The sequence below is a fragment of the Paragemmobacter kunshanensis genome, assembly GCF_011059185.1.
Lineage (GTDB): Bacteria > Pseudomonadota > Alphaproteobacteria > Rhodobacterales > Rhodobacteraceae > Paragemmobacter > Paragemmobacter kunshanensis.
The window spans coordinates 452,813-465,531 of record NZ_JAALFE010000001.1 but is presented as its reverse complement, the minus strand read 5'-3'; the positions used below and the strand labels follow the sequence as shown (position 1 = coordinate 465,531).

Sequence of the window (12,719 nt, the reverse complement as noted above, 5' to 3'; positions counted from 1 at the left end):
TCGGGGAAGGGTCACATGGGTCAAATCTCAATGGAAATCTTCAGCCCAACCGGGTCAGCTCTCAGCGCAAATCAACAACCTCATCTCGGAACTCGGCCTTTCCGCGCTCGGCACCTCGCCCGAAGGCGAAACCGAATACCATCTCGACAATCCCTTCCGCCTTGTCCTCACCGAAATCGACGCCGCAACCCTGGCCCTCTTCGCCCCGCTCCACCTGCCCCCGGAACTGCCCCGCCCCCGGCTTCTCCACCGCCTGCTCGAGGCGAACCTTCAGGGGGTGGAAACCGGGCAAGGCATGATGTGCCTCCACCACTCCAATGAGATCGGCTATCGCGATGTCCTCGACCTGCGCGAGATGACGATCGAACAGCTGCAACTCCGCTTCGTCGATTTCTCGCTCTACTTCGATTTCTGGCGCAGCGAAGGCATCCGCATCCTGCAAGTTGAACTCGGCCCCGGCGATCCGTCGGTCGAAGGCTTCCTCCGGCTCTAATCAAGGCAGCACGCGGGATGAGCGAGGGCGGAGAAAAGACAGAACAGCCAACCCCGAAAAAGGAACGGGATGCGCGCCAGAAGGGCCAGGTCGCCCGCAGCCAGGAGGTTGTCACGACGGTCTCGATGTTCGGCACCATCGCCGTGATCCTTGCGATGGGCGGCCTGATCTGGAACCGCCTTACCACCCTGATCGACCAGATCGCCGCCATCGCCGCACGGCGCGAGAATGTCTCGCTCAGCGAAGGCCTCGCGCTGACATGGGATGTCGGGGTGGCGATCACCATCCCCATCCTCGGCGCGGTGATCTTCCTCGCCATTGCGGCGAACATGATGCAATTCGGCGTTCTGGCCTCGCTCGAGGCGGTTCAGCCAAAGCTGGAACGGATCTCGCTGATCGGCGGGTTCAAGCGGATCTTCTCGGGCAAGCAGCTGGTGGAACTGCTTAAATCCATCCTCAAGATCGTCTTCCTCAGCGTGCTTCTCTACTACGTGCTGAACGAGGCGATCGGCCCCTTCATCTCGGCCGTGTCCTGCGGGATGGATTGCATCGCTACTGTCACCGACAGCGTCACGCGCCGGATCCTGATCTTCTCGGCCGTGGCCTTCATCATCGTGGCGGTGGCGGATTTCTACTATCAGCGCTACGCGCACACCAAATCGCTGATGATGTCCAAGGAAGAGATCAAGCGCGAATACAAGGAAAGCGAAGGCGATCCCCATGTGAAGGGCCATCGCAAGCAGGTTGCCATGGAACTGGTGATGAGCGATGGCCCCGCCCAGGCAAAGAAGGCCAGCGCGCTGGTCGTCAACCCCACGCATCTTGCCGTGGCGATCCTCTACAAGCCCGATGAAATGCCTCTGCCCATCGTCTCGGCCAAGGGGGCAGGCACCTATGCCATCGACATGCGCATCGAGGCCGAACGCGCCGGGGTGCCGATCTTTCACAACATCCCGCTGGCCCGCCATCTTTATGCCGATGCCGAAACCAACGATTTCATCCCCGAGGATGTCTTCGATGTGGTGGCTGAAATCCTGGCCTGGGTGGCTAGGCACGAGGCAAGCCTCTATCAGGGCCCGCTGCCGCATGGCGATATCGACATGCAGCGCGGCGATCACCGCCCGCCGGGAAGCTGATCCGCGTTCAGGCCAGCGCGCGGGCGAACAGCGCGGCCAGCCGCGCCTGCCCGGCGCGATATTCGGGCAGGCTGCGCGCCGAAAGCTTCAACCCCTTCACCGCCGCGATCACCGCCTGCGCCACATCCGCCCCGGTGCCCAGCCCGGCAGGCACCCCGCGCCGCGCCAGCCAGTCGCCCAGAACCTCCACCATCCGCGCCTCGCCCGCCGCCGCCAGATCGCCCGTCACCGAAAACCCGGCGTCCATAAGCTCCTCGCCATGCGGGGTGGTCAGCACCGCCTCCATGAACTTGCCGTCCTTGGCGACAAAGGCCGCCATCAGCGCCGCCTCCAACCCTTGCCCCGGCTGGTTCAAGGCCGCTGCCATGTCCCGCAGCGCCTCGTCGAAATAGCGCACCGCCAGCGACCGGAAGATGTCCTCCTTGTTGCGGAAATGCAGATACAACGCGCTGCGCGACATCCCCGCCCCCTTGGCGATGTCATCCATCGAGGTGCGCCGATAGCCATAGGTCGCAAAGGCCCGGAAAGCCGCATCCAGGATCGGCTCCAGACGGTCGGGCAGGGCGGTGGTCACAGGGGCAGGATCGGCCATGTCGACACCCTGACAAACCCCCTCCAGATTGTCAATTGACAGACTGACATTTCGCGCCCATTTTGTCACAAGCGAATGGAGGATCCCATGCCCGTCACCCTCACCGTCAACGGACGGACCGAAACCCTCGACCTGCCACCCGACATGCCGCTCCTCTGGGCTCTGCGCGATGGGATGAACCTTACAGGTACGAAATACGGCTGCGGCGTCGCCGCCTGCGGGGCCTGCACCGTGCATGTGGATGGGCAGGCGGTCCGTTCCTGCCAGACGCCGCTGGGCGATGTGGCGGGGGCAACCGTCACCACGATCGAAGGTCTGGGCAACCCCGCCGCGCTGCATGCCGTTCAGACGGCATGGGTCGCGGCGCAGGTCGCACAATGCGGCTATTGCCAGTCCGGCCAGATCATGCAGGCCGCGGCCCTTCTGGCCGAAAACCCCAGCCCCACCCCGGATGAAATAGATGAGGCGATGTCGGGCAACCTCTGCCGCTGCGGCACCTATCCCCGCATCCGCGCCGCCGTGCAGGATGCCGCCCTGCGCCTGAAGGAGGTGTGATCATGGGCCGCGCAATGAAGATCGCCCGTCGCGGCTTCCTCCTCGGCTCTGCCGCCCTGCTGGGCGGGGTCGCCTTCGGCTGGTATCGCTACGCCACGCCCCATGCCAACCCGCTGGAAGCGGGTCTTGCGCAGGGAGAGGCCACGCTCAACCCCTATGTCCTCATCACTGCCGATGGCGTCACCGTAATCGCGCCGCGCGCCGAAATGGGGCAGGGCGTCCACACCACCCTCGCGGCCCTCGTGGCCGAAGAGATGGATCTCGACTGGTCGCAGATCCGCGTCATCCACGGCCCCGCGTCCAAGGCCTATTACAATTCCGCCATCCTCGGCGAAGGCGTCCCCTTCGCCCCCACCGATGACAGCCGCCTTGCGAATACCGTCCGCTCTGCCATGGATATCCCGGCCAAGTTCCTTGGCCTGCAGATCACCGGCGGCTCCTCCTCCATCCCCGACGCCTTCGAAAAGATGCGCCTCGCCGGTGCCGCCGCCCGCGCCGCGCTGATCAGCGCCGCCGCTGCCCGGCTCAACCTCCCCGCCGCGCAACTCTCCACCGAGAACGGCGTGGTCATCGCCCCCGACGGCACGCGCCTCCCCTATACGGATCTGGCCGAGGCCGCCGCCACCATCGACCTGCCCGCCGAACCCGCGCTGAAACCGCGCGCCGAATGGAAACTTCTTGGCCGCAGCCTCCCCCGCGTCGACATGCTGGCCAAGGTCACGGGCACCCAGACCTATGCCATCGACCTGCGCCTTCCCGGCATGCGCTTCGCCACGATCCGCACCAATCCCCGCCTTGGCGGCCCGCTCCTCTTCTTCGATGCCTCCGCCGCCGAGGCGATGCCCGGCGTCGACCGCATCCTCCCCGTCGAAAACGGCGTGGCCGTCATCGCCACCAACACCTGGACGGCGATGCAGGCCGCCGATGCCATCACCTTCGACTGGGGCCCCGCCCCCTATCCCGCCACCAGCGACGAGATCACCGAAACCCTCCGCGCCTCCTTCACCGATGATCGCAAGGACAGCACCAATCGCGACGATGGCGATGTCGATGCCGTCCTCACGCCCGATGACTGGCAGGCCGAATACTCCGTCCCCTATCTCGCCCATGCCACGATGGAACCCATGTCCAGCGCGGCGCTCCTGAAGGATGGCAGGCTCACCGTCTGGTCCGGCAACCAGCTTCCCACCCAGATCCTGATCGAGGGGCAGGCCCTCACGGGCCTCCCGCCCGAGGCGATCACCGTCGAAACCCTGCCCATGGGCGGCGGCTTCGGTCGCCGTGCGGAGATGGACATCATCCGCCAGACCATCGCCCTCGCACAGGCGATGGAGGGCACGCCCATCCTGCTGACATGGTCGCGCGAAGAGGACATGACGCATGATGGCTACCGCCCCGCCGCCCTGTCCCGCGTGCGCGGCAAGGTGCAGGACGGGCGGCTCGTGGCCTTCGATTTCGCCACCTGCTCCTCCTCCGTCGTGGAAAGTCAGGTCGGGCGTCTGGGCTATTCCCTCCCCGGCCCCGACAGCGCCATCGTGCAGGGCGCATGGGAACAACCCTACCGCCTGCCCAATCACCGCGTCACCGGCTACCGCGCCCCGGCGATGCTGCCCGTCGGCTCATGGCGCTCGGTCGGTGCGTCGCAGAACGCCTTCTTCCATGAAACCGCGATGGACGAACTGGCCCATCTCGCCGGGGTGGACCCCGTCGAATTCCGCCTCGCCCATATCGACCACGACCCTTCCCGCAAGGTGATCGAGGCCGTGGCCGAAATGTCGGGCTGGGGCAGCCCCACACCGGGCCGCGCCAAGGGCATCGCCTTCTGCCTGTCCTTCGGCGTCCCCGTGGCCGAGGTGATCGAGCTTGCCTCCACCCCCGACGGCCTCCGCCTGACCGGCGCATGGATCGCCGCCGATCCCGGCATCGCGCTCGACCCCGGCAATATCGAGGCGCAGTTGCAGGGCGGCATGATCTACGGCCTCTCCGCCGCGATAAGGGGAGAGATCACGCTCGCCGATGGCATGGTCCAGCAACCCAACTTCTGGGATTTCGAACCGATGCGCCTGCGCGAATGCCCGCCCATCGTCGTGCGCATCCTTGAAAACCAGCCGCATATCCGCGGCATCGGCGAACCCGGCACCCCGCCCGCCGCCCCCGCGCTGGGCAATGCGATCTTCGCCCTCACCGGCCAGCGCTTGCGCGACCTGCCCTTCGCCCGCAGCGTGACCTTCGCCTGATCCGCAGGCCCGGATCGCAGCCCGGAATCGCAACCCGGGCAGGCCCTTCCCAACCCCCTCCTGCCCGGCCTATGGTCCGGGGCAGGAGGAACCGCCATGACCCGCATCACCGCCATCCGCGCGCTGGATATCCGCTTCCCCACCTCGCGCAGCCTTGACGGCTCCGATGCGATGAACCTCGCCCCCGACTATTCCGCCGCCTATTGCATCATCGAAACCGATGGCGGCCATGCAGGCCATGGCCTCACCTTCACCATAGGACGGGGCAACGAACTCTGCGTCGCCGCAATCACCGCCCTCGCCCCGCTGATCGAACACATCCCGGTCGAAGACCTGCTTTCCGACATGGGCGCCACATGGCGGCGCCTCACCGGCGACAGCCAGCTTCGCTGGGTCGGCCCCGACAAGGGGGTGATCCACCTTGCCACCGCCGCCCTTGTCAACGCGCTCTGGGATCTGAAGGGAAAGGTGGAAGGCAAACCCGTCTGGCGCGTCCTCACCGACATGACGCCTGCGGAAACCGTGGCCCTCGTCGATTGGCGCTATCTCTCCGACGCGCTCGATCCCGGCCGCGCGCGGGAAAGGCTAGAGGAAAACCTTCCCACCCGCGCCGCCCGCATCGCCGAAATGCGCGCAACCGGATATCCCGCCTATACCACCTCGGCCGGCTGGCTCGGCTATTCCGACGAAAAGATGCGCGACCTCTGCCGCGCCGCCATCGCGCAGGGCTGGAACCACTTCAAGATGAAGGTCGGCGGCAATCTGGAAGATGACATCCGCCGCGCAAGGATCATCCGCGAAGAGATCGGTCCGAACCGCCGCCTGATGATGGATGCCAATCAGGTCTGGGGCGTGGCGCAGGCCATCGACCATATGAAACCACTCGCCGCCTTCGACCCCTGGTTCATCGAGGAACCCACTTCGCCTGACGATATCCTCGGCCATGCCGCCATCGCGCGCGGTGTGGCACCCATCAAGGTGGCCACCGGCGAACACTGCCAGAATGCGGTGATGTTCAAGCAGTTCCTGCAGGCCGACGCGCTCCAGATCCTGCAACTCGATTCAGCCCGCCTTGGCGGCGTGAACGAAATCGTGGGTGTCTTCCTTCTGGCCGATCACTTCGGCGTGCCCGTCTGCCCCCATGCGGGCGGCGTGGGGCTTTGCGAATATGTCCAGCACCTGTCGATCTTCGATTACGTCTGCGTCTCGGCCAGCCTGACGGATCGCGTGCTGGAATATGTCGATCACCTGCACGACCATTTCGAAACACCCGTTCGGATGCGGAACGGCCACTACCTCCCGCCCGAGGAACCGGGTTACTCGATCACGATGAAACCCGACTCCATCGCCGCCCATCTCTGGCCCGATGGCGCGGCGTGGAAAGGCTAGGGCTCAGGCCGTCACTGTCTCCACGCTCAACACCGTGGGCAGATGCCGCGCGATCTCGTCCCAATGCGCGCCCTGGTCGCAGCTGGCAAAGACGGATCCGCTGTTGGTGCCGAAATACACCCCCGTCGGGCTGGCCCGGTCCACCGCCATGGCCTGCCGCAGAACGGTAAAGAAGCAATCCTTCACCGGCAGGCCATCCGTCATCGCCTGCCAGCTTTCGCCCCCATCCTCGGATCGGTAAACCGCGGCGGATGCCCCCGGCGGATAGCGCCCCTTCGTGTCGCCGTTCAGGGGAAAGGTCCACAACCGCCGCGCGTCGCTTGGATCTACCGCGATGGGAAAGCCGAAATCGCTGGGCAGCCCCGCCGTGATCGGATGCCAGCTTCGCCCGCCATCCGGGCTGCGGAACACGCCATGGTGGTTCTGCTGATACATCAGGTCGCCCCCGCCCGGCGCGCGCACCATGTTGTGGACGCAGAAGCCCAATTCATGCCCCTCGCCATGGGAATGGTCGTGATGGTCGTGCTGCCCGTCGCCTTCGTTCGACAGGCGGTTCCGCCGCTCCCAGCTTTGCCCGCCATCCTCGGTGGCAAAGACCCCGGCGGCGGAAATGCCCACCCACAGCTTCCCCGCATCCGCCGGATCGCCCACGATCGTATGCAGCACCAACCCCGCGCCCCCCGGCTCCCATTCGGGGCGCGAGGGGTGGTTCGACAGCGCCTCCACCTCTTCCCACGACTCGCCACCATCCCGGCTGGCAAACAGCGTCGCAGGCTTCGCCCCCGCATACAGCACCCCGCCCGACAGCCCCAGCGACCACAGCGCCGATATCCGGCCCTTGAAGGGCGCATCGGGCATCGGCCCGCGCCCCATATACTCGGCCATGCCCGGATTCTCGGCCAGCATCGCATCCATGATCCCGTTGGCCAGCAGGGACAGCACCCATGTCTCGCCCCCGTCGGTGGATCGCCAGACCCCCGCACCGTGAAACTCGCCGCCCCCCGCCGCGTAAAGCGCGCCGGTCGCCGGATCGCCGATCACATGGTTGATGTTCCAGCCGTCACAATGCGGCCCCGACACCTGCCATCCCTGCCGCCCGTCCTGCGACCGCAGCAGGAATACCCCCTTGGTGGTGCCCGCAAGCACCGTCACCGCGCCAGCCATCCACAGCCCTCCCCGCCGCCGATGCCCCAGCCTAGCACCGAAGGCCGAGTCGCCAAGCGCCTTTCGCCGCGCGGGTCAGTCCTGCAACACGATCAGGTCACGCCCCGAAAGGCTGACCTCGGCCTGCGTGCCGATGGCGGGCGGCGGCGCGTCGGATCGGTTGAACGTGTCCAGCGCCACCACGCTGCCCGCCACCTCGGCCCTGACGCGGATGATGGATCCCAGGAACTCCACGCCCTGGATCACCGCGGGCAGCACCACCTCTGCCCCCTCCTTGCGACCCAGATGCACCGCCTCGGGCCGCAGCGCCAGCGACAGCCGCGCCCCCTGCGCCACCGCCACCGGCTCGGCCAGCCGCACCGGAACCCCGGCAACTTCCGCCGTCTCCGGCCCTGTCACCTTGCCGTCAAAGATGTTCAGCGTCCCCACAAAGGTCGCCACAAACCGCGTCGCGGGCCGGTTATACACCTCGAACGGCGCGCCCACCTGTTCCGCGATCCCGCCATTCATCACCACCACGCGATCCGACATGGACAGCGCCTCTTCCTGGTCATGCGTCACGAAGATCGTGGTGATCCCCAACTCCCGCTGGATTTCCCGTATCTCGTTCCGCAACGAAACCCGCACCTTCGCGTCCAGCGCGCTCAACGGCTCATCCAGCAACAGCACCCGCGGGCTCGGCGCCAGCGCCCGCGCCAGGGCCACCCGCTGCTGCTGCCCGCCCGACAGCTGGAACGGATACCGCCCCCCCATCTCCGGCAGCCCGATCAGGCGCAGCATCTCGGCCACCCGCGCATCGCGCCTGTCCTTCGCAACCCCCTTCACCTTCAGGCCAAAGGCCACATTCTCCGCCACCGTCAGGTTCGGGAACAGCGCATAGGCCTGAAACATCATCCCGATATTCCGCTGGTTCGCCTTCAGCCCCGTCACATCCTGCCCGTCGATCACGATGCCCCCGGATGTCGGCACCTCGAACCCCGCCACCATCCGCAGCACGGTCGTCTTGCCGCACCCCGAAGGGCCGAGCAGCGAGATGAACTCCCCCTTCTCCACCGCAAGGTTGAAATCCTTCACCACGCGGTTCGCGCCAAAGGACTTTTCCAGATGAGACAGGTTCAGGAAGGACATCAGGCCTTCGCCCTTTCATGTTTGGCAAATCGGGTCACAAGCTGCATCAGCCCCATGCAGCCCCAGGTGATGGCAAAGGCGATCACGGCCAACGCGGGCGGCTCATAGGCGCGGTTCGCCCCCAGAAGCTGCATATAGGGCCCGAAGGCCGGGCGGTTCAGCAGCGCCGCCATGGTGAATTCCCCCATCACGATGGCCAGCGTCAGAAAGGCCCCCGACAGCACCGCCACCATCACATTGGGCAGGATGATCCGCGCCAGGATGGTAAACCACCCCGCGCCAAGGCTCTGCGCCGCCTCCGTCAGCACGCCCACATCAATCGTCCGCAACCCGGTATCGACGCTGCGATACATGTAGGGCAGCGCCAGCGTCGCATATCCCATCGTCAAGAGGATATCCGTGCCAAAGGCCGATCCCGTCAGCGGCAGGAAGCTGGATGTGTTGTAAAGCCGGATATAGCCGAACACGATCACGATCGCCGGAATCACCAGCGGCAGCAGCGTCACGAATTCCACGAAGGGCCGCGCCTGCGGCAGGCGCAGCCGCACCCAATAGGCCGTCGGCACCACCAGCACCACGCCCACCACGATCGTCGCCGCCGACAGCGCCAGCGAATAGCCGAAGGTTTCCCAGAACCGCGGATCGGCAAAGACCACGCGATAGGCGTCAAGGGAATATTCCCCCCGCCGCATCTTCAGGCTGAACTCGGTCATCCCCAGCAGCGGCAGCAGGAAATACAGGCACCCCAGAACCAGCGTGCCCCAGGCGACAAGGCGCATCATTTCAGCCACCTTTCCGACCGCACGCGCAGCCAGATATAAAGGAAATTCGCCGCCGCCGTGATCACGATCATCCCGAAGGCCAGCGCATAGCCCAGGTTGGGGTTGCCCAGCACATCCCCCCGGATCTGCGCGAACAGCTTGATCGGCACGATGTTCAACTGCGGCCCCGTCAGCGCGAAGGCCGTCGCCACTGCGCCAAAGGCATTGGCGAACAGCAGCGCGAATGTCCCCAGGATCGACGGAAACAGGATGGGCAGCGCCACCATCCGCCAATACTGCACGCCCGTCGCGCCCAAGACCGCCGCCGCCTCACGCCATTCCCGCTTCAACCCGTCCAGCGCGGGGGTGATGATCAGGATCATCAGCGGGATCTGGAAGAACAGATAGGTGATCACCAGCCCCCAGAAGGACAGCAGGTTGAACCCCATCGCCCGCAGGTTGATCCCGAACTCCGTCCGCAGCCACACCGTCACAAGGCCCACAGGCCCCAGCGTCGCGATAAAGGCGAAGGCCAGCGGCACGCCCGCGAAATTCGATGCCACCCCCGAAAATGTCAGCAGGGGCGACCGTATCCCCTTGGGCAGCCCGCCAAAGACCACCGCCGCCGCCATGGCAAAGCCCACTGCACAGCCCAGCAGCGCCGTCACGAAAGACAGCTTGATCGAGGTCCAGTAGGCCGACCGGATCGAGTCTGTGTTCAACTCGATGATGTTCTGAAAGGTGAAACCGCCCTCGGGCGTCTGGAACGCGCCGACGACGATCTTCATCGTCGGCAGGATCAGGAACAGAACCGCAAAGACAGCAAAGGGCAGGATGCCCAGCCATTCCACCGGCCAGCGAAAGCGCGGCCCTTGCGCGGGTCGGTCATCGGCCATCCTGTTCCCCTGTCGGTTCCGTTTCCTCGGGGCGCTTTCCGGCCCCGTTGATCTTGCGTAACACAAAACGCCCGCCCCCGGCAAAGGGGGCGGGCGTCCGGGCCATCAGCCCTTATTCGACATTGGCGCCGACAACGGCATCCCAGCCGCCGACAACGGCGGCCTTGTTCGCGTCCACCTCTTCCAGCGTCGGGAAATAGGCGGCCTCATAGGCCTCTGCCGGGGGCAGCGCATCCATCAGATCCTGCGGGATCTTGCCGGCAGCGGCCATGGCGTTGAACCGGGCCGGGTGGCAGTAGCCCGCCAGCCAGCCAAGCTGGCCCTCGTCCGAATACAGGTATTCCATCCACAGTTTCGCTGCGTTCGGCTGCGGCGCATAGGCGGAAATGGCCTGCACATAGACACCGGCCAGAACGCCCGATTTCGGCACCACCACCTCGACCGGCGGGTTGCCCGCCAGCGTGTCGCGCGCCGACAGGGCGTTGTAGTCCCACATGATGACGATGGGCGTGGTGCCCTGCGCCAGCGTGCCCGCCTTGCCGATGACCGGCACGAAGTTGCCCGCATCGTTCAGCGCCTTGAAGAACTCAAGGCCCGCCTTGCCCGCAGCCTCGCCCGGCGCGGCGCCGGTCGACATGCCCGCCGCCAGAACGCCCAGGATCGCCTGGTTCGAGGCGCGCGGATCACCGGCCAGTGACACCATGCCCGCATATTCCGGCTTCAGCAGATCGGCCCAGTCCTGCGGCACGTTCTCGACGATGTCCTTGTTCACCAGGAAGGACATCACGCCGTAATAGTCGGCATACCAGTGGCCATCCGGATCCTTGATGTTCTCGGGGATCTCGTCCCAGGTGGCAACCTTGTAGGCCTGGGTCAGGCCTTCCGCCTTGGCCTGCGGGCCGAAGGCAAGGCCCACATCCAGAACGTCGGGTGCCTGCGGGCCCTTGTTGTCCTTGTTGGCCTTCACGGCCTCAAGCTCGTCCGCCGAACCCGCATCGGGGTTCAGCTCGTTCACGGTGATCTCGGGATACTTGGCCTTGAACCCGGCGATCACATTGCCATAGCCGCACCAGTCATGCGGCAGGGCGATGGTGGACAGCATGCCTTCGGCCTTTGCGGCGGCCTCCAGCTCTTCCATCGACTGTGCATGGGCAATCGGTGCCACCAGCATCCCGGCAATGCTTGCCGAGGCAAACAGCATGTTACGAATCTTCATCTGAACGTCTCCCCGTTCGTGTTTCGCGCCCTGACCCGGCCACACGCCCTTGGCTGTGCGGTTCCCCATCGCCGATGCGGGGGACGGTCCAGGACCGTGACCCACGCTAATGGCGACAATGCCGACTCAGCAAGCGTAGTCGCACGGGTTTGTAACAATTTTTCCGCTTCTCGCGGGGCTGAAACGAAACTGACAGGAGGTTCTGGCAAGGTGACGTAAGGGAAGGTTACCGGAACCTGCGTGCAGCGTGCGTATGCACAGGCTGCTGCACTGACGGGCTGCACCGGCTGCTGCCATGGCCCAGCCTTGCATGTGCCGCATGGCGCCTTTGCGAATTAACGGGTTTCGGCGCGGCCCCTCAGGGCCTAACTCTCTGGACGTAAAGGAGAATGAAGATGCCGAACGTGAAAAGACTGGTCCCCGAAGCCAAGGCCCGCGCCGCCGCCCTCGCGGCGCTTGACCAGATGTATGGCTACTACGCCTTCGACTGGAAACCCTTCCCCCACGCCCTCGCCAAGGCCGCCTGAGCGGCCTTATCGGCCCCGGAACGCCACCACGTTGCCGCCCGCAAAGCGTTGTTTTTGCGAGATGATCTGGCTCTTGCGAAGCTGGCGGCCGGATTCGGCATGGTCCAGCAGCATCAGCCGGAAGGTGGCTTCCATCAGCTGCGGATGCACCGTGGCCCCTTCGCCGCCGATCAGCTGCGTCAGCCGCCAGGCGCCATCCTCCCGATCCACCTGCCGCCGCACCGCGCCCCGATCTGCCACACCATAGGTGGTGCAGAAACTGTCCAGGAACTCTTCATCCTGTGGCGAAAGGTCGGGATGGGGCAGCATTTCCTCCATCGGAAGCAGGCCTTTCACCGAATAGGTCAACGGCGCCGCCTTATGCGCCCCGATGCTTTCGGAAAACAGCACCCCCCGCCCCGAAGCCAGATGCCAACCCTGCGCCAGATACAGCAGGCGTTGCAGGTCAAAGAAGCCAAAGCCTTCCCAGGCATGATGAAAATGGTGCGACAGATAGATTGCGACATCCTGAGCGCGGCTAGCCATCTGCATCTCTCCTCTCGGTACGATCGACGGCCTTCCGGGCCTGTCAGACTGTGTTAACCCAAGGCTGCATTCTATCCGCATCTGCATGAATTCCCATGCT

13 protein-coding genes are annotated in these 12,719 nt (G+C 65.3%); 6 read left to right on the top strand and 7 right to left on the bottom strand.

Annotation, left to right across the window (positions count from 1 at the left end):
• Nucleotides 1-493 (top strand): type III secretion system chaperone (locus G5V65_RS02360; RefSeq protein WP_165046805.1); only part of this gene is annotated, 493 nt, incomplete at its 5' end.
• Nucleotides 494-510: 17 nt separating this feature from the next.
• Nucleotides 511-1,629 carry a type III secretion system export apparatus subunit SctU gene (gene sctU, locus G5V65_RS02355; protein WP_165046804.1) on the top strand — a complete coding sequence of 373 codons (1,119 nt, stop codon included), beginning with the start codon at nt 511-513 and terminating at the stop codon, nt 1,627-1,629.
• 7 nt (nt 1,630-1,636) lie between these two features.
• On the opposite strand, the gene G5V65_RS02350 is transcribed toward sctU, so the two are convergent.
• The gene (locus G5V65_RS02350) at nt 1,637-2,221 is read right to left on the bottom strand and encodes a TetR/AcrR family transcriptional regulator (protein ID WP_165046803.1); all 585 of its coding nucleotides are present in this window, start codon (nt 2,219-2,221) and stop codon (nt 1,637-1,639) included.
• Nucleotides 2,222-2,308: 87 nt separating this feature from the next.
• On the opposite strand from G5V65_RS02350, the gene G5V65_RS02345 reads away from it, so the two are divergent.
• The 3 genes from G5V65_RS02345 (at nt 2,309) to G5V65_RS02335 (ending at nt 6,402) form a co-directional block, all read left to right on the top strand.
• Nucleotides 2,309-2,776: a (2Fe-2S)-binding protein gene (locus G5V65_RS02345; RefSeq protein WP_165046802.1), complete on the top strand. Its 468-nt coding sequence runs from the start codon at nt 2,309-2,311 to the stop codon at nt 2,774-2,776.
• A gap of 2 nt (nt 2,777-2,778) precedes the next feature.
• Nucleotides 2,779-5,013 carry a xanthine dehydrogenase family protein molybdopterin-binding subunit gene (locus G5V65_RS02340; RefSeq protein ID WP_165046801.1) on the top strand — a complete coding sequence of 745 codons (2,235 nt, stop codon included), beginning with the start codon at nt 2,779-2,781 and terminating at the stop codon, nt 5,011-5,013.
• Nucleotides 5,014-5,109: 96 nt separating this feature from the next.
• Complete coding sequence (locus G5V65_RS02335; protein WP_165046800.1) at nt 5,110-6,402, top strand: enolase C-terminal domain-like protein; 1,293 nt, start codon at nt 5,110-5,112, stop codon at nt 6,400-6,402.
• A gap of 3 nt (nt 6,403-6,405) precedes the next feature.
• Here the strand turns inward: G5V65_RS02335 and G5V65_RS02330 are convergent, their stop codons facing one another.
• From G5V65_RS02330 to G5V65_RS02310, 5 genes are all read right to left on the bottom strand, one after another.
• On the bottom strand, nt 6,406-7,566 hold the full coding sequence (locus G5V65_RS02330) for a WD40/YVTN/BNR-like repeat-containing protein (protein WP_165046799.1): 1,161 nt from the start codon (nt 7,564-7,566) through the stop codon (nt 6,406-6,408).
• Nucleotides 7,567-7,641: 75 nt separating this feature from the next.
• Nucleotides 7,642-8,694, bottom strand: coding sequence for an ABC transporter ATP-binding protein (locus G5V65_RS02325; protein WP_165046798.1), 1,053 nt, complete (start codon nt 8,692-8,694; stop codon nt 7,642-7,644).
• Nucleotides 8,694-9,476, bottom strand: coding sequence for an ABC transporter permease (locus G5V65_RS02320; protein ID WP_165046797.1), 783 nt, complete (start codon nt 9,474-9,476; stop codon nt 8,694-8,696). The genes G5V65_RS02325 and G5V65_RS02320 overlap by 1 nt, the downstream gene beginning before the upstream one ends.
• A complete protein-coding gene (locus tag G5V65_RS02315; protein WP_165046796.1) occupies nt 9,473-10,351 on the bottom strand; it encodes an ABC transporter permease in 879 nt (292 codons plus the stop codon). Before G5V65_RS02315 ends, G5V65_RS02320 begins: the two co-directional genes overlap by 4 nt.
• Nucleotides 10,352-10,463: 112 nt before the next feature.
• On the bottom strand, nt 10,464-11,567 hold the full coding sequence (locus G5V65_RS02310) for an ABC transporter substrate-binding protein (RefSeq protein WP_165046795.1): 1,104 nt from the start codon (nt 11,565-11,567) through the stop codon (nt 10,464-10,466).
• A gap of 395 nt (nt 11,568-11,962) precedes the next feature.
• On the opposite strand from G5V65_RS02310, the gene G5V65_RS22605 reads away from it, so the two are divergent.
• Nucleotides 11,963-12,094 carry a hypothetical protein gene (locus tag G5V65_RS22605; protein WP_277602904.1) on the top strand — a complete coding sequence of 44 codons (132 nt, stop codon included), beginning with the start codon at nt 11,963-11,965 and terminating at the stop codon, nt 12,092-12,094.
• 6 nt (nt 12,095-12,100) lie between these two features.
• On the opposite strand, the gene G5V65_RS02305 is transcribed toward G5V65_RS22605, so the two are convergent.
• Entirely contained in the window at nt 12,101-12,619 is a 519-nt protein-coding gene (locus G5V65_RS02305; RefSeq protein ID WP_165046794.1) for a hypothetical protein, read from the bottom strand.
• Between the last annotated feature and the right edge of the window lie 100 nt (nt 12,620-12,719).

Coding starts and splice junctions, on each gene's coding strand:
- G5V65_RS02325 (WP_165046798.1), bottom strand. CDS start 8,694: ATGTCCTTCCTGAACCTGTCTCATCTGGAAAAGTCCTTTGGCGCGAAC.
- sctU (WP_165046804.1), top strand. CDS start 511: ATGAGCGAGGGCGGAGAAAAGACAGAACAGCCAACCCCGAAAAAGGAA.
- G5V65_RS02315 (WP_165046796.1), bottom strand. CDS start 10,351: ATGGCCGATGACCGACCCGCGCAAGGGCCGCGCTTTCGCTGGCCGGTG.
- G5V65_RS02350 (WP_165046803.1), bottom strand. CDS start 2,221: ATGGCCGATCCTGCCCCTGTGACCACCGCCCTGCCCGACCGTCTGGAG.
- G5V65_RS02345 (WP_165046802.1), top strand. CDS start 2,309: ATGCCCGTCACCCTCACCGTCAACGGACGGACCGAAACCCTCGACCTG.
- G5V65_RS22605 (WP_277602904.1), top strand. CDS start 11,963: ATGCCGAACGTGAAAAGACTGGTCCCCGAAGCCAAGGCCCGCGCCGCC.
- G5V65_RS02330 (WP_165046799.1), bottom strand. CDS start 7,566: ATGGCTGGCGCGGTGACGGTGCTTGCGGGCACCACCAAGGGGGTATTC.
- G5V65_RS02305 (WP_165046794.1), bottom strand. CDS start 12,619: ATGGCTAGCCGCGCTCAGGATGTCGCAATCTATCTGTCGCACCATTTT.
- G5V65_RS02335 (WP_165046800.1), top strand. CDS start 5,110: ATGACCCGCATCACCGCCATCCGCGCGCTGGATATCCGCTTCCCCACC.
- G5V65_RS02320 (WP_165046797.1), bottom strand. CDS start 9,476: ATGATGCGCCTTGTCGCCTGGGGCACGCTGGTTCTGGGGTGCCTGTAT.
- G5V65_RS02310 (WP_165046795.1), bottom strand. CDS start 11,567: ATGAAGATTCGTAACATGCTGTTTGCCTCGGCAAGCATTGCCGGGATG.
- G5V65_RS02340 (WP_165046801.1), top strand. CDS start 2,779: ATGGGCCGCGCAATGAAGATCGCCCGTCGCGGCTTCCTCCTCGGCTCT.